Genomic DNA, 16155 nt, shown 5'->3' with positions numbered 1-16155 from the left:
ATTGCGGGAGACATCGAACGGGACGATCGGCGGGACCTGGTTGAAGACTTCATGCGTCTGCATCGTGCGCTCCTGGGAGGGTGACCGATGGCATGGGCATGGTCGCCATGTCATCGGTGCGGGCGGGATCGGGGACGGATGGGTGTGGGCCGGGCGCCGAGTCGAAGACCGGTTGCCCGGCGGCCGGCGCGGCGGTGGAGATGGTGGTGGACGGCCAGCTGGTATCCGGGCGAGGACCGCCGCGCACACCGAGGGCACGCAGGGCGAAGGACACCAGTTCGGGGACGATCGATTCGGTGTGCGGTGCGTGCGCGAGCGGACCCACCAGCACCTCGCCGATCGCGCCGACCATGGCGGCGGAGCTGATGCGGGCGTCCTGTGGCGGCAGCTCGCCGCGAGCGACGCCGTCGGCCACCGCGGATTCGAAGGTCTCGGCGAAGGCGCGCCGGAAGCGCAGGCGTTCGGCGTCGACCGCCGCGTCGACGGGTTCGGCGAGCAGGACGTAGGCGAGTTTCGGATTCTTGAGCGCGCGCACCGCGAACGTCTCGACGGCCGCGCTGACCCGCTGCGCGGCATCGCCGCCGGAGCCGGCCGCCGCGACGGCCTCGACCTCACGGGTGACCACCTTGCGGAACACGCCCGTGACGAGATCGGCCTTGCCCTCGAAGTGCTTGTACACCGTGCCGGTGGCCACGCCCGCCTCGGCGGCGACGGCCGCCATCGACAGGCCGGCGAAACCATCGCGGGACAGCACCCTGGTCGCGGCCTGCACGATCAGTGCGGCCTGCGCGTCGAGTCGGGCCTGTACGGCGGGGGTTTTGCGGTACACCACGCAAGAAGTGAAGCATGAATTCACTTCTTCACACAAGGGGGTATCAGGCCGTATGGTCGGTCGAATGAGCGTCAGAGTCGAACACGCCGGCCCGGTCACCACGGTGATCCTGCACCGGCCGCAGGCACGCAATGCCGTCGATGGACCGACCGCGCGGGCATTGGCGGAGGCGTTCCGCGCCTTCGACGCAGATCCGGATGCCGCCGTAGCGGTGCTGTGGGGCGAGGGCGGCACCTTCTGCGCGGGCGCGGACCTCAAGGCCATGGGCGGGGAGAACTCCAACCAGGTCACCGAGGACGGCGACGGCCCGATGGGCCCCACCCGGATGCGCTTGTCCAAACCGGTGATCGCGGCGGTCTCCGGTTACGCCGTCGCGGGCGGGCTGGAGCTGGCGCTGTGGTGCGATATGCGGATCGCCGAGCAGGACAGCACCTTCGGCGTGTTCTGCCGTCGCTGGGGCGTGCCGCTGATCGATGGCGGCACGGTCCGGCTGCCACGGATCGTCGGTACCGGTCGCGCCATGGACATGGTCCTCACCGGCCGCCCGGTCAGCGCGCCGGAGGCCTTGCAGATGGGCCTGGTCAGCCGCGTCGTGCCCACCGGCGATGCCCGTAGGGTGGCCGAGGAGATCGCGGGGCAGCTCGCCGCCCTGCCGCAGACGTGTCTGCGATCGGACCGGATGTCGCTGCTGGAGCAGGACGGGCTCGACGAAGACGCCGCCTTACGCAACGAATTCCGCCACGGTATGGGTGCGCTCATGGACGGCGCCCTCGACGGCGCGGCCCGGTTCGCCGCCGGCGCGGGCCGCCACGGCGAGTTCCGATGACGCGATGACCACGCGCGGGAGCGACCCGAGCAGGCTCACCGTCGTCGATGAGATCTTCCTGCGCACTCACCGTGGCCTGGGTACTCCCATCGCCCTGCAAGGAATCTGGCGCACCGGCGACCGAATCGAGGCGGCGTTGCTGGAAGACCTGCACGCACGCCTGCGGGGTGGCCCGCTCGGCCGCCGCGTCGTGCGCGCACGGGTGCCGGGAGCGCGCCGGTCCTGGCGGTCGACCGTGCGCGCGCATCCGCTCGACCGGCACGATGAGATCGCCGCGAGCGGCGTACTCGACTGGGCCGACACCCTCGGCGCCGACCTGGACCCGGAGTACGCGCCGGGCTGGCGATTGTCCTCGGCCCCGCTGGACGACGGCGGCGCAGTCATCGCGCTGACCTGCTCCCATGTCCTCGCCGACGCCCGGGGCCTGATCATCGCCGTCGACGCGGCCTTGACCGCTGCCGCGCGTTCTGGTGCTTCCTCACGCGCCCGAGCGATGACCGGAGACGAGTCACCAGGCGCCGACTTTTCGACAGCCCACAGCCCTCCGCGCGCGAGCGGGAACATTCGGACCTGCGCGCCGACTGCCGTAGCGCAGTCCGACTGGTCCGACGCATGGGGACAACTCGTGACCGTGCTCGGCGGCACCGCCGCTGCACTCGCTTCCGGGCTGCGGCGACGGGCGCGAGTGACCACCGCGATCGCGGCCGTGCGGACAGACGCGCGCGCCGACTCCGCCGGTGCAGCCCGCGTTGCGGGGCCGCCGCATTCACCGGAAGCCGATGCGACGACCGATCCCGCGCGGCCCCGCGGCCACAGCGGGCCCGGCGCACCTCGACCAGCTGCTGTCGCAGGCCCGGGACATCCGCGAGCTGCGTGGGCACGGCCGCCGGATCACGGCCGGATCGGGGAGCAGTCGGCTGCACCGTTCGACGTGGGCGCCAACCAGAGAGCGACCGTCGACGACCCGCGCAGCACCCGGATGCCGACCGTCGGGGCCGTGCTCTGCTTCGCCGCTGCCGACTGGCATCGCGCCGCCGCCACTTCCGCGGGCACCGCCAACAGCCTGTTCGTCTGGTTCGTCGCGAACATGCTGTGGGCCAGTGGGTTTCCCGCAGCGACGATCGAAGCCGCGCTCCCGGTCGACACCAGGGACGAACCACGGGTCGACAACGATCTCGCGATGACCGCGATCACGATCACCCGGACCGACTCACCGGGCGTCATCCGCGCCGAAGCCCGTGCCGCCTACGAGCGCCGGATGACCAGTCCCGCCGGCCTGCCCGAGGAAACCTTGCAGCTGGTCCCGGACCGCCTGGCCTACGCCATGTCCCGAGGCGCGGGTGAACGCGACATCCTCTGCTCCAATATCGGCGCCCTGCCCCCGAGCCTGCACAGCTTCGGCCCGCACGAATGCACCGCGATCGCCGCCCGCGCCATCCACCCGGGCCTGACTCTCGCCCGCCGGCCACGGACCCGGTTGTCCGGCTATCTGTCGCGGTCCGGCGACACTTACACACTGGCGTTGGTGGGCCTCGCCCCAGAACTCATTCCGAATTCGGCCGCGCTGCAACTGCTTGCCGAAGACGTCGCGCGTCCGCTCGGGCTTTCCATCCGCAACTGGTAGCCACAGACGAGCTGGGCAGCCGGCGCCGCCCGATGCCGGGCGGTCCGAAGGGCTCGAGAACCAAGTGCGTACCGTTCTCCCCGAAATCTCGTCGCGCAGGACCGGCGCCCTCTGCTACCGTCTCCGCCGTGATGTCCCCGGAGGCCTCCAGACGCTAGCCATCTGGCCGATCTGCCAGATGGCGCCGTGGTGTACCGATAGGCGGTGACGATTCGGTCGTCACCGGTTTCGTGTGTGCCCGCAGCGCGCTGCCGAGATCAGGTCGGCTACCTCCCACGTAGTCCTCGCCGCCGGCCGTGCAACCCCGGCGGCTCCGGTCATCACACTCACGGAGTCTTCTCGTGCCCCTTGTCGTATTCGTCCTGGCCGCCGCGGTATTCGCCCAGGGCACCTCGGAATTCATGCTGTCCGGCCTCTTGGAGCCGATAGCCGCCGATCTCGCTGTGCCCATCGGTTCGGCCGGGTTGCTGACCTCGCTGTTCGCCGTCGGGATGATCGTCGGCGCGCCGGTGATGGCGGCGACGGCCCGCCGCTGGCCGGTCCGGCACTCGCTGGCCGGCTTTCTCGCGCTGTTTCTCACCGCCCATATCGTCGGCGCGCTGACCACCGATTTCGCTGTGCTGCTCGGAACGAGGCTGGTGGCGGCGGTGGCGAACGCCGGGTTCCTGGCCGTCGCACTGGCCGCCCTACCTGCGCTGGTAGGCGTGGATCGTGTCGGCCGGGCCACCTCACTCATCCTGTCCGGCGTCACCCTGGCCTGCATTGCCGGCGTTCCGGCGGGCGCCGCGCTGGGCCGGTTGTTCGGCTGGCAGTCGGCCTTCTGGGCGGTCGTGCTGGTCTGTGCGCCCGTCCTCGCCGCGACTTGGTCGCTGATTCCCGGGCAGGAGCAGCGGTCCGAGCCGGCGGAGCGTCCGCGTGTGCGCGGTGAGCTGCGGGCCCTCGGGCAGCAGGCGGTACGGCTCGTCATGGTGCTCGGCGCTCTGGTGAACGCGGCGACCTTCGCGGGCTTCACCTATCTCGCAGTGGTCGCCACCGATGTCGGTGGCGCGGGCCAGGCCTGGGTGCCGGTGGTGCTCGCGCTGTTCGGCATCGGCTCGTTCGCCGGAGTGAGCGCGGCCGGCCGTTTCGCGGACCGGTATTCGAACGTCATGATCGCGGTGGGAGTGGCAGTACTGCCGCTGGTCTGGATCGCCACCGCGCTGACCGCTCGACTGCTGCCCGCGCTGCTGGTCATGACGGTGATCGCCGGCGCGGCGTCCTTCGCGGTCGGATCGACCCTGATCGGGCGCATCGTTACCGCGGCAGCCCCGGCCGCGCCGCTGCTCAACGGCGCCTTCGCGACCACCGCGTTCAATATCGGGGCCGCGGGCGGGCCTGCCATCGCGGGTGCCGTCATCGGTCTCAGCGGATCGGTCGCGTCGGCGTTGTGGACGAGCGCGGTGCTGGCGGCAGTGGCGGCGGTCGTCGCCGCCCTGGCGCGCCCGCGATCTTCCGCGAGTGCGGCGGCGGCGCAACCGGAGACCACACCGACGGCCTGAGCCGGAGCGGCGCTCGGTCGGGCACGGCGCCTCGGCCGCAGCGCCGGCCTGTGCCCAACGAGTGGCCGCAACCCGAAATCGAACCGGCAACCTCGGAGGGAACGGCGCTCGTGGCGTCCAGCGCGAGCGCCCCGGCCGGGCTCGGTCAGCGGTGGTCGCGGTACCAGCGGATGAGCTCGTCGGTGGACGAATCCCCCTGCGACTTCGGCTCTTCGGGCGAGGTCAGCAACGGCGCCAACGCGAGGGCCTGCTGCTTACCGAGTTCCACGCCCCACTGGTCGAAGCTGTCGATGCCCCAGATGGTGCCCTCGACGAACACCTGGTGCTCGTACAGCGCGATCAACTGTCCGAGCACCGACGGCGTGAGCTGCGGCGCGAGGATGGTGGTGCTCGGCCGGTTGCCGGGCATCACCTTGTGCGGCACCAGCTTCGGATCGGTGCCGTCGGCGGCCACCTCCTCGGCGGTCTTGCCGAAGGCCAGCACCTTGGTCTGGGCGAACAGGTTGCTCATCAGGATGTCGTGCATGCTGCCGGTGCCGTCGCGGGTCGGCAGATCGTCGGTAGGACGGACGAATCCGATGAAATCGGCGGGGATGAGCCGGGTGCCCTGGTGCAGCAGCTGATAGAAGGCGTGCTGGCCGTTGGTGCCCGGTTCACCCCAGAAGATCTCGCCGGTCGAGGTGGTGACGGGGGTGCCGTCGGCACGCACCGACTTGCCGTTGGATTCCATCGTCAGCTGCTGCAGATAGGCGGGGAAGCGCGCGAGATCGTTCGAATACGGCAGCACCGCACGCGATTCCGCGCCGAAGAAGTTCGCGTACCAGACCCCGAGCAGGCCGAGCAGCACCGGTGCGTTGTGTTCCAGCGGCGCGGTGGCGAAATGCCGGTCGATGCTGTGCATGCCGCCGAGGAACTCCGCGAAACGCTGTTTGCCGATGGTGATCATCACCGACAGTCCGATCGCCGAGTCCACCGAATAGCGCCCACCGACCCAGTCCCAGAAGCCGAACATGTTGGCGGTGTCGATGCCGAACTCGGCCACCCGCTCGGCATTGGTGGACACGGCGACGAAATGCTTGGCCACCGCGTCCTCATCCAGCGCGTCGACCAGCCAGCGCCGGGCCGCGGTGGCGTTGGTGAGCGTCTCCAGCGTGGAGAACGTCTTCGAGGCGACGACGAACAGGGTGGTGGCCGGGTCGAGGCCGTCCAGCGTCGAGACCAGGTCGGCCGGGTCGACGTTGGAGACGAAACGGGCACCGATGGTCGTCTCGGGTGTCTCACCCACGGCGTAGTGGCGCAGCGCCTGATGCACCATCACCGGACCGAGATCCGAGCCGCCGATCCCGATGTTCACCACGGTCGCGATGCGCTCGCCGGTGGCCCCGCGCCACTGCCCGGAGCGCACCTGATCGGCGAACGCGCCCATCCGCGTGAGCACCTCGTGCACCTCGGCGCCGGCGTCGGCGCCATCGAGGATCAGCGACCGGCCCGCGGGCAAGCGCAGCGCGATGTGGCCGACGGCGCGGTCCTCGGAGGTATTGATGTGCTCACCGCGATACATCCGGTCGCGACGCGCTTGCACGCCCGCCTCGCGCGCCAATTCGACCAGCAGTTGCAGGGTTTCCCTGCTGATGCGGTGCTTGCTGTAGTCGATGTGCAGATCGCCCGCGGTCACCGTCAGTTCGCGTCCGCGGGCGGGATCCTCGGCGAAGAATTCACGTAGCGTCCGGCCGGAAACAGCGCTGTGGTGGTCGTGCAGTTTCTGCCAGGCCGCCGATGCGGTGATGTCGCTGCTCACGTCCGCCGAGCGTAGTAGCCGCCCGGTCCGCGTGCACGCGAACGGCACCGAACCGCGAGGGCGCGGGCCTAACCTTGGCTCATGGCCTCCGAACGCGAAGTACTCGATTCCGTACCCACCCAGCTGTGGATCGGCACAGGAACCGACGCCACCGGCGGCGCGACCTTCCCGGTCTACAACCCGGCCGACGGCCAAGTGCTCACCCACGTCGCCGACGCCACCCCCGAGGACGCGATGCGCGCCCTGGACGCCGCTGTCGCGGTGCAGGCCGAATGGGCCGCCACCCCCGCCCGTGAACGCGGCGAGATACTGCGGGCGGTCTTCGAGCAGCTCACCGCGCGGGCCGAGGAGTTCGCGCTGCTGATGACGCTGGAAATGGGTAAGGCGCTGCCCGAAAGCCGCAACGAGGTGCGCTACGGCGCGGAATTCTTCCGCTGGTTCAGCGAGGAAGCGGTGCGGGTGCACGGGCGTTACCTGCACGCACCGTCGGGCACCGGCCGGATCATGGTGCACAAGCAGCCCGTCGGACCGTGCCTGGCGATCACGCCGTGGAATTTCCCGCTCGCCATGGGCACCCGCAAGATCGGACCCGCGCTCGCCGCCGGCTGCACCATGATCGTCAAACCGGCTTCCGAAACACCGCTGACGATGCTGCTGCTTGCCAAACTGTGCAGCGAGGCAGGCCTGCCCGACGGCGTGCTCTCGGTGATCACCACCAAGCGTTCCGGTGCCGTCACCGGGCCGCTGCTGCAGGATCCGCGGCTGCGCAAGCTCACCTTCACCGGCTCCACCGAGGTCGGCCGCAAGTTGGTCGAGCAGTCGGCACACGGCCTGCTGCGCACCTCCATGGAACTCGGCGGCAACGCACCGTTCGTGGTGTTCGACGACGCCGACGTCGATGCCGCCGTACAGGGCGCGATGCTGGCGAAGCTGCGCAATGGCGGCGAGGCGTGCACCGCGGCCAATCGATTCCACGTCCAGCGCGGCGTTGCGGAGGAGTTCACCACCAAGTTGATCGAGGCGATGACCGAGTCGGTCGTGCTCGGGCGCGGCACCGATCCGGACACCACCCTCGGGCCGCTGATCAACGAGGACCAGCGGGATACCGTGCGCGACCTCGTCGACGATGCGGTGCAGACCGGCGCGACCGTGCGGCTCGGCGGCAAGGAGCCGGACGGGCCGGGCTGGTTCTACCCGGCCACCATCCTGACCGATATCCCTGCCGAGGCCAGGATCCTGCGCGAAGAGGTGTTCGGCCCGGTCGCGCCGATCGTCACCTTCGATACCGAGGAACAGGGCCTGGCCGCGGCCAACGACACCGAGTTCGGCCTGGTCAGCTATGTGTATACGCGGGATCTGGACCGGGCGTTGCGGGTGGCCGAGGGCCTGGAGAGCGGCATGGTCGGGATCAATCGAGGGGTGATCTCCGATCCCGCGGCGCCGTTCGGCGGAGTGAAAGCGTCCGGTTTCGGTCGCGAAGGCGGCACCGAGGGCATCGAAGAGTACCTGTCCACCAAGTACATCGCGCTCACCTAGCGCGACGGCCGCAGAGACGAGACGACCGCCCCGGGGTGTGAACACCCGGGGCGGCCATAGGGGAAGCGACGATTTCGCAACCGTCGCGAAGCAGTGGGACGCCCGCCTACCCGGCGCGTGTGCGCCGGTGTCGGGGGCGAGGGCTCAGTGGCCGAGCCGACCGCGGCCGAGCCGCAGCAACAGCATCGCGAGGGTGTGGCCTTCCTGGCCCAGCTCGCTGAAGCGTTCCAGCACCTTCATCTCACGGCTGTGCACAAGGCGCGGCCCGCCGGACGCCATTCGGGTTCGGCCGATGATCCGCGAGATCTCGGTCCTGCGTTTGATCGCGGCGAGGATCTCGGCATCGAGCCGGTCGATCTCCTTGCGGAGTTTCTCGATCTCGGCCTCGGTATGAGGCAGAGCCGATTCGGACCCGGTCGTCGTGGCAGGGGTGCTCATCATTCATCTCCTCGTGTCAGAACGTGGATCGGTCGACACGCGCAGCTCGTTACCGATCGGTTCTTTCACCGTGAAACAGACCTGGTGGGCCTTGCATTGTCCCCCCAGCATTGTCTCCCCAGTAGGGGCGCTCAGGTGCAAAGTCCGCGATACCCGTATACGAGGGACATCCGTTGCGGACGTCTCGCTGGAGCCCTGACCATGTGGCCAGTCTGCCACGGGTCGAAAGGTATGCAAAACGGTTACGTTTGTGAATCTGCTGAGAACGCGTTCACAGCTTTCCGGCCGCGGCGACCTGGGACTGTTCACCGGTCGTCGACTCTGCGCTCACCCCAGGGTCGCCGGGTCGGCACAGGAGTTCAACTCTGTCGGTGTGCGCCGGTAGCGTGGACAGACGATGGACAGCACCTTGGCTCCCGAGACGCATGGCGGTCACCGGCCCGAACCCGAACCGCGTTCCGGCACCGCACCGCAGGCCCAGCACGCTCCTCAGGCTGCGCGAGCACCGCAGCCGCAGGAGCAGGCGGCCGCTGCCGCCGCGACGGCGCAGGGTGGTCTACGGGCCCAGCAACAGCGCCTCACGGCCGAGCAGCAGCAGCGTCGCAGCGAAGCCGGGCAGCGCCGCGCCGAGGAGGAGCGCCGGCGCGCCGAAGAGACCGAGCGGCTGCTCGAAGGCCTCAATCCGCAGCAGCGCGCCGCTGTGGTGCACACCGGTGCGCCCCTGTTGATCGTCGCGGGCGCGGGTTCCGGCAAAACGGCCGTGCTCACCCGGCGGATCGCCTATCTGCTGGCAGCCAGGGGCGCCACCCCCGGCCAGATCCTGGCCATCACCTTCACCAACAAGGCCGCCGCGGAGATGCGTGAGCGGGTGATCGGGCTGGTCGGTCCCCGCGCGAACAACATGTGGGTCTCGACCTTCCACTCCAGCTGCGTGCGGATCCTGCGCATGCAGTCGGCGCTGCTGCCCGGGCTGAACTCGAACTTCTCCATCTACGACGCCGATGATTCCCGTCGTCTGCTCACCATGATCAGCCGCGATCTGGATATCGACACCAAGAAGTACTCCGCGCGCCTGCTCGCCACCGCCATCTCGAACCTGAAGAACGAGCTCATCGATCCGGCCAAGGCCGTCGCCGACGCCGAATCCGAGGACGCCGAACTGCCCGGCCTGGTCGCGCGGATCTACACCGAGTACCAGCGCAGGCTGCGCGCGGCCAACGCACTGGACTTCGACGATCTGATCGGCGAGACGGTCGCGCTGCTGCAAAACCATCCTCAGGTCGCCGAGTACTACCGCAGGCGCTTCCGGCACGTGCTCGTCGACGAGTACCAGGACACCAACCACGCCCAGTACATCCTGGTCCGTGAGCTGGTCGGCCATCACGCGAGCCCACCCGTCGACACCGCCGGGGACGCCGATGCCGCCGCAGGAGCGGCCGCTGCCGCCGGCTCCGAGGAAGAGTGGACCGACGACGACCAGCACCGAGTGCCGCCGAGTGAGCTGTGCGTCGTCGGTGACGCCGACCAGTCCATCTATGCCTTCCGCGGCGCCACCATCCGCAATATCGAGGAGTTCGAGCGCGACTTCCCCGACGCCGAGACCATCCTGCTGGAACAGAATTATCGCTCCACCCAGCACATCCTGTCCGCCGCCAACGCGGTCATCGCCCGTAACGAGGGCAGGCGGGAGAAGCGGCTGTGGACCGACTCCGGTGAGGGTGATCTGATCACCGGCTACGTCGCCGACAACGAACACGACGAAGCCTCGTTCGTGGCCCGCGAGATCGACCGGCTGGTCGATGCCGGCGAGGCCACCTACGGCGATGTGGCGGTGTTCTACCGCACCAACAACAACTCGCGTGCGCTGGAAGAGATCTTCATCCGCATGGGCCTGCCCTACAAAGTGGTCGGCGGCGTGCGGTTCTACGAGCGCAAGGAGGTCCGCGATGTCGTCGCCTACCTGCGGGTGCTGGAGAACCCCGACGACGCGGTGAGCCTGCGTCGCATCCTCAACACCCCGCGTCGCGGGATCGGCGATCGCGCCGAAGCCTGTGTCGCGGTGCATGCCGAGCAGCGCGACATCGGTTTCGCCGCGGCCCTGCGCGATGCCGCCGAGGGCAAGGTCGCGCTGCTGAACACCCGCGCCCAGCGCGCCATCGCCGGCTTCCTGGAACTGCTCGAGGAGATCAGGGCCGCCGGGCAGCGCCCTGACGCCGACTTCCCCGATGTCGGCAATGTGGTCGAGGCGGTGCTCGATCGCACCGGCTACCGCGCCGAACTGGAAGCCTCCGATGACCCGCAGGACGGCGCCCGGCTGGACAACCTGAACGAATTGGTCAGCGTCGCAAGAGAATTCAGCTCGGAGGCGCACAACAATGCCGAGGCCGCCCGCGCGGAGGGGCTGCTGCCCGAGGCCGCCGACGGCGAACCCGAACCAGGTTCGCTCGCGGCCTTTCTGGAGCGGGTGTCGCTGGTCGCCGATACCGACCAGATCCCGGACGAGGGCGCGGGCGTGGTCACCATGATGACCCTGCATACCGCCAAGGGCCTGGAATTCCCGGTCGTCTTCGTCACCGGCTGGGAGGACGGCCAGTTCCCGCATATGCGGGCGCTCGGCGATCCGGCCGAGCTGGCCGAGGAACGCCGCCTCGCCTACGTCGGCATCACCAGGGCCAGGCGCAGGCTGTACCTGAGCCGCGCGGTGGTGCGGTCGGGCTGGGGACAGCCGGTGTCCAATCCGGAATCACGGTTCCTCCAGGAGATCCCCGGCCATCTGATCGATTGGAAACGGCTGGAGCCCAAGAACTCCGGTATGCGCGGCGGGCGTCGTCGCGGCGACGACGACGGCGAACGCGACTGGACCGAAGGCTGGTCGGAACCGCGCCCTGGCGTGCGCGATCGCCGCCCCGCGCCGCGTAGCGCCGGCGTGAAACGCAACAATGTCGACCTCGTGCTGGCCGTGGGCGACAGGGTCAGCGACGACAAATACGGGCTCGGCCGGGTCGTCGCCGCCGACGGGGTCGGCCCGCTGGCCACGGTCACCATCGATTTCGGTACCGCGGGCAAGATCCGGCTCATCCCGCAGTTCAGCCGGACTCTGGTCAAGCTCTGAGGCCTGGCGTGCTGATGGCGCCGGGCGACCGCGCCTGCGGCCGGGCGGCGGGCCCGAACTCGCGCGCAAGCTCGCGTCGGGCTGCGGTGAACACATCGCGTCGGCTGCGGGTGGCGCGGGCTTGCGATGGCTCCGCGTGAGCCCACCGCGAACCGGTCCCGGCGGTGCCGGTCAGCTCGGCAGCAGGTCGCTCAGTGCGTCGTCGAGCGTCGGATAGCGGAACCGGAAGCCCGTCTCGCGCAGCACCGCTGAGGTGGCGTGACGCCCGGTGAGCCCGAGTGCCGGATCCGAGCGCAGCGCGATGGCGCCGAGGGCCAGCAGCGGTTTCGGTGTCGGAGGAGCGGGGGGCCGGTGCAGATGCCTGCGCAGCGTCGTCATGAGATCACGGTTGCGCACCGGGAAATCGGTGGCCGCCACCAGAATTCCGTCGGGCAGCCGCACCTCCGGGTCCAGTCCGAGCGCGGCGCGGACGATGGCGAGCCAGTCCTCGATGTGGATCCAGCTGAACCACTGCTTGCCGTCGCCGATACGGCCGCCGAGCCCGGCGCGGGTCAGCTGGCACAGGCGTTTCAGCGCGGGTGCCTGCGGATCCAGCACGATCGAGGTACGCAGGACCATGCTGTGGGTGGCTTTCGCGCCGTCGAAGGCTTCTTCCCAGGCGGCGGCGACGCCCGTCATCTGTGGCAGGGCGGCCGGACCGGTCGGCAGCGCGGTCGTTTCGGTGCACCGGGTTTCGCCGGCGTCGGACCAGATGGCGGTGGTACTGGCTTGAATCCAGTAGTCGATCGGCCTGTCGAGCCCGGCCGTTGCGGCGACCAGCGCGCGGGTCGGCTCGACTCGGCTGCGCCGCAGTTCGTCGATGTTCTCCGGCGTCGGGCGGCAATCGACCAGTTTGCCCGCCAGATTGACCACGGCGGTCGGTCCGGGATTCACCAGGGCGTCGGCCCAGTCACCGACGGTCCTGCCGTCCCATTCCCGTTGCGTGAAGAGGATCGCCAGCCGGGCGAAGCAGACCCGCGCGTCGGTCTCCACCAGGTTGCCGATGATGGCGCGGATCGCACCCGCGGACGGTCCTGTGAAGGTGAGCCGTTGCGCCAGTTCGGTTCCGCCGGCCACCGGTGTGAGGGTCCAGGTCAGATACATCCGGCCCATCGGGGTGTCCTGCTCGAGGGTCAGTTCGCGTTCGGGAGTGACCGTGGAGAGGACGAACGGGTTCGCGGTGCGCTGATGCACCGGCCCGAGCAGACGTCCGCGCGGGACGATGTCACCGGTGGCTCCGGCGGCGACGGGACCGTGCATGACGACCGAGCTGACCGCGGGATTCCATTCGGGCAACCGCTCTGGGTCGCCGAGTACCCGCCAGATGTCGGCGGCGGGCAGCGCGAGGACTTGGGTGTACGTCGTTGTACGGGCCATGGCCTGACGCTATGTGGCGCGCCCGCGCTGCGGAAGCGTGCGCTTGATCACCGCGTGGCATGCGGGGACGGAATCGGCCTGTGCTACAGCGCCGATCACGATTCGCCGCGCGGTCGGAGCGCGGTGTGAGGCGCGGCGGTCAGTCGCGCATCTGGCCGAGGCTGATGCCACGGGTGGCCAGCCAGGGGAGCGGGTCGACCTTGTCGGTGCCGTTGAGCCAGACCTCGAAGTGCACGTGCGGACCGGTGGAGAACCCACGGTTGCCCATGGTGGCGATCTGGTCGCCCGCGAGCACCCGCTGCCCCTGCGACACGGTTGCGGTGTCGATGTGGCCGTAGATGGTGACGGTGCCGTCGTCGTGCAGCAGCCGCACCCACATACCGAATCCGGCGGCGGGGCCGGCTTCGATGACGGTGCCGTCGGCCACGGCGTAGATGGGCGTGCCGATCGGGCCCGCTACGTCGATGCCGAGGTGCTGCACGCCCCAGCGGGCGCCGAATCCGGAGGTGAAATTGCCTGCGGCGAAGCGGGCGAACAGCGGCCGCAGCTTCGATGCTTCCTGGGCGGCCAGGTCCTCGGCGTACTTCTGGCCCTTTTCCAGGATGTCGGTGAACTGGCTGAGGTCGACCGGCGCGCCGACGGTGAGCACCTGCGGTGAGTCGGACGAGGTGGCCGCTGCGGCGGCCGGGTCGTCCGTGGTCATCGGTGAGTGCGAGGCGATCTCGTAGATCTGGTCGGCCTCGTAGTCGGCCGCCATGGTCTTTTCTTCAGGGGTGGCGAAGGCGCACTGGCCCGCGGCGACGAACGCACCCGCGGCGACCGCGGCGACCGCGGCCCGGCCTTTGAGGGCCGAGGGCGGCGCGGGTAGTCGGTGCGCGCCGCCGCTGCGCGAGCGGCCCTCGCGCGCCGGGATGACCTTCGGTGCGGCCGGCTCGTCGGTTTCCTCGGCGGGCTCGTCGGCCTCGCGCCAGGTCTCGCCGCCGCCGCTCCAGGCGCCGCCGTCGGACCAGGTCTCACCTTCGGTCCAGCTCTGTTCGGACCACTCAGGGGACCAGCCGTTGTCGCCTTCGGACCAGGCGTCGCCCTCGGACCAGGAGGCATTGTCGTTCCAGGCGCTGTCGGCGGACCAGGAGTTCTGGGTCTCACCGGCATGCGGGGCGTGGTGCGCGCCGGGGGCGGCGTGGAAGCCGTAGCCGTGATGTCCGCTGTGCGCGGGTGCGGCCGCAGGGCCGTCGTCGTGGCGGTATCGGTGACCCGACCGGTTGCGACTGGGGTCGAGGGTCGTGTGGTGGTTCATCGGCGAGCCCGCATCGCGATGCGGATGGATCTCGCGCGCATGCCCGGCCCGGACGGGGGCGGCATCGACGGGTCGATCATGGAACGGCTCTCCACCGACGGAGTGCTGTGGTGCGTCAAGCTTGCCGTCCTCCTCATCACCTGGAACAACGGAGTCGTGACCGGGTTGTGATATCGACCGCATCGACGGTAACGAAACGATTGCGCGCTGCGCAAGCGGTGTGCACATTCCGGCCACACTTGTGAGATGGATCACGATATCAGCTCGATTCAACTCACGCGTTTCTGGGCACCGGAGTGAGGTTGCCTGGTCGTGACGGGTCTGTGATCCGCGGGTTCGAGGCCGCGCGAGCAGGCGCCCGGTGACCCGTCAACAAGCTACTCGCGAGTAGCGTTGGCCAGCGGTTTTGCCCGTCCCGGGGGTTCGGCCGTGACCTGCGCCACTTAGGATGTACGTGGCCGATTGGCCTTCCATGTGACTGGTTAGAGTCCGACCCGACCCGCTTCCGACGTCGGGCCGCCAACAAAGACGTTGTCATAGCAACGCAGACGAGACGGTGAATACATGGATCTCTTCGAATATCAGGCGAAGGAGCTCTTCGTTAAGCACGGAGTGCCTTCGTCGGAGGGCCGCGTGACGGACACGGCCGAGGATGCCCGCGCCATCGCGCAGGAAATCGGCAAGCCGGTGATGATCAAGTCCCAGGTGAAGGTCGGCGGCCGTGGCAAGGCAGGCGGCGTGAAGTACGCAGCCACCCCGGAAGACGCCTTCACGCACGCGTCGAACATTCTCGGCCTCGACATCAAGGGCCACATCACCAAGAAGATCCTTGTCGCCGAAGCCAAGGACATCGCGGAGGAGTACTACATCTCCTTCCTGCTGGATCGCTCCAACCGCACCTACCTGGCCATGTGCTCGGTCGAGGGCGGCATGGAGATCGAAGAGGTCGCGGAGAAGACCCCCGAGCGCCTCGCCAAGGTTCCCGTCGACGCCGTCAAGGGTGTCGACCTGGAGTTCGCGCGCTCCATCGCCGAACAGGGCCACCTGCCCGCCGAGGTGCTCGACGCCGCGGCCGTGACCATCCAGAAGCTGTGGGAGGTCTTCGTCGCCGAGGACGCCACCCTGGTCGAGGTCAACCCGCTGGTGCGCACCCCGCAGGACGAGATCCTCGCCCTCGACGGCAAGGTCACGCTGGACGAGAACGCCTCGTTCCGGCAGCCGGGCCACGCGGAGTTCGCCGACATCGACGCGACCGATCCGCTCGAGCTCAAGGCCAAGGAAAACGACCTCAACTACGTCAAGCTCGACGGTGAGGTCGGCATCATCGGCAACGGCGCCGGTCTGGTCATGTCCACCCTCGACGTGGTCGCCTACGCGGGCGAGAAGCACGACGGGGTCAAGCCGGCCAACTTCCTCGACATCGGCGGCGGCGCCTCGGCCGAGGTGATGGCGGCCGGGCTGGACGTCATCCTGAACGACGCGCAGGTCAAGAGCGTGTTCGTGAACGTCTTCGGCGGCATCACCGCCTGTGACGCGGTGGCCAACGGCATCGTGAAGGCGCTGGAGATCCTCGGCTCGGAGGCGAACAAGCCGCTGGTCGTGCGGCTGGACGGCAATCGCGTGGAGGAGGGTCGCAAGATCCTCGCCGACGCCGCGCACCCGCTGGTGACGCTGGCGCAGACAATGGACGAAGGCGCCGACAAGGCCGCCGAACTGGCTGCCGCCAAATAACGACGGC

At 69.3% G+C, this 16155-nt stretch carries 12 protein-coding genes; 7 read left to right on the top strand and 5 right to left on the bottom strand.

Annotated elements, in window-relative coordinates:
- Nucleotides 1–49: 49 nt before the first annotated feature.
- Nucleotides 50–832, bottom strand: coding sequence for a TetR/AcrR family transcriptional regulator (locus RJ05_RS21875; protein WP_036540090.1), 783 nt, complete (start codon nucleotides 830–832; stop codon nucleotides 50–52).
- 64 nt (nucleotides 833–896) lie between these two features.
- On the opposite strand from RJ05_RS21875, the gene RJ05_RS21870 reads away from it, so the two are divergent.
- The 3 genes from RJ05_RS21870 (at nucleotide 897) to RJ05_RS21855 (ending at nucleotide 4820) form a co-directional block, all read left to right on the top strand.
- Nucleotides 897–1658, top strand: a complete 762-nt coding sequence (locus RJ05_RS21870) for a crotonase/enoyl-CoA hydratase family protein (RefSeq protein ID WP_036540088.1) — start codon at nucleotides 897–899, stop codon at nucleotides 1656–1658.
- Between the two features lie 4 nt (nucleotides 1659–1662).
- Nucleotides 1663–3282, top strand: a complete 1620-nt coding sequence (locus RJ05_RS32470) for a hypothetical protein (RefSeq protein WP_051016803.1) — start codon at nucleotides 1663–1665, stop codon at nucleotides 3280–3282.
- A 341-nt stretch (nucleotides 3283–3623) separates the two neighbouring features.
- Complete coding sequence (locus RJ05_RS21855) at nucleotides 3624–4820, top strand: Cmx/CmrA family chloramphenicol efflux MFS transporter (RefSeq protein ID WP_036540086.1); 1197 nt, start codon at nucleotides 3624–3626, stop codon at nucleotides 4818–4820.
- Between the two features lie 145 nt (nucleotides 4821–4965).
- On the opposite strand, the gene pgi is transcribed toward RJ05_RS21855, so the two are convergent.
- The gene (pgi, locus tag RJ05_RS21850; RefSeq protein ID WP_036540084.1) at nucleotides 4966–6618 is read right to left on the bottom strand and encodes a glucose-6-phosphate isomerase; all 1653 of its coding nucleotides are present in this window, start codon (nucleotides 6616–6618) and stop codon (nucleotides 4966–4968) included.
- Between the two features lie 81 nt (nucleotides 6619–6699).
- On the opposite strand from pgi, the gene RJ05_RS21845 reads away from it, so the two are divergent.
- Nucleotides 6700–8154, top strand: a complete 1455-nt coding sequence (locus RJ05_RS21845; RefSeq protein ID WP_036540081.1) for an NAD-dependent succinate-semialdehyde dehydrogenase — start codon at nucleotides 6700–6702, stop codon at nucleotides 8152–8154.
- 144 nt (nucleotides 8155–8298) lie between these two features.
- On the opposite strand, the gene RJ05_RS21840 is transcribed toward RJ05_RS21845, so the two are convergent.
- Nucleotides 8299–8592 (bottom strand): chorismate mutase, encoded by a 294-nt coding sequence (locus RJ05_RS21840; protein WP_081505625.1) that lies wholly within the window; start codon nucleotides 8590–8592, stop codon nucleotides 8299–8301.
- A 397-nt stretch (nucleotides 8593–8989) separates the two neighbouring features.
- On the opposite strand from RJ05_RS21840, the gene RJ05_RS21835 reads away from it, so the two are divergent.
- The gene (locus RJ05_RS21835; RefSeq protein ID WP_036540080.1) at nucleotides 8990–11704 is read left to right on the top strand and encodes a UvrD-helicase domain-containing protein; all 2715 of its coding nucleotides are present in this window, start codon (nucleotides 8990–8992) and stop codon (nucleotides 11702–11704) included.
- Nucleotides 11705–11875: 171 nt separating this feature from the next.
- Here the strand turns inward: RJ05_RS21835 and RJ05_RS21830 are convergent, their stop codons facing one another.
- Entirely contained in the window at nucleotides 11876–13120 is a 1245-nt protein-coding gene (locus tag RJ05_RS21830) for a DUF1731 domain-containing protein (RefSeq protein WP_036540079.1), read from the bottom strand.
- Between the two features lie 139 nt (nucleotides 13121–13259).
- A complete protein-coding gene (locus tag RJ05_RS21825) occupies nucleotides 13260–14417 on the bottom strand; it encodes a M23 family metallopeptidase (protein ID WP_036540078.1) in 1158 nt (385 codons plus the stop codon).
- On the opposite strand from RJ05_RS21825, the gene RJ05_RS31060 reads away from it, so the two are divergent.
- A complete protein-coding gene (locus RJ05_RS31060) occupies nucleotides 14409–14588 on the top strand; it encodes a hypothetical protein (protein WP_130917845.1) in 180 nt (59 codons plus the stop codon). The two genes, RJ05_RS21825 and RJ05_RS31060, sit on opposite strands and share 9 nt — an antisense overlap.
- Nucleotides 14589–14981: 393 nt before the next feature.
- The gene (gene sucC, locus RJ05_RS21820; RefSeq protein WP_036540076.1) at nucleotides 14982–16148 is read left to right on the top strand and encodes an ADP-forming succinate--CoA ligase subunit beta; all 1167 of its coding nucleotides are present in this window, start codon (nucleotides 14982–14984) and stop codon (nucleotides 16146–16148) included.
- Nucleotides 16149–16155: the final 7 nt, after the last annotated feature.

It is taken from the genome of Nocardia cyriacigeorgica NBRC 100375 (assembly GCF_000308555.1).
Taxonomy (GTDB): Bacteria; Actinomycetota; Actinomycetes; order Mycobacteriales; family Mycobacteriaceae; genus Nocardia; species Nocardia cyriacigeorgica.
This window is presented reverse-complemented; position numbering and strand designations above follow the sequence as displayed.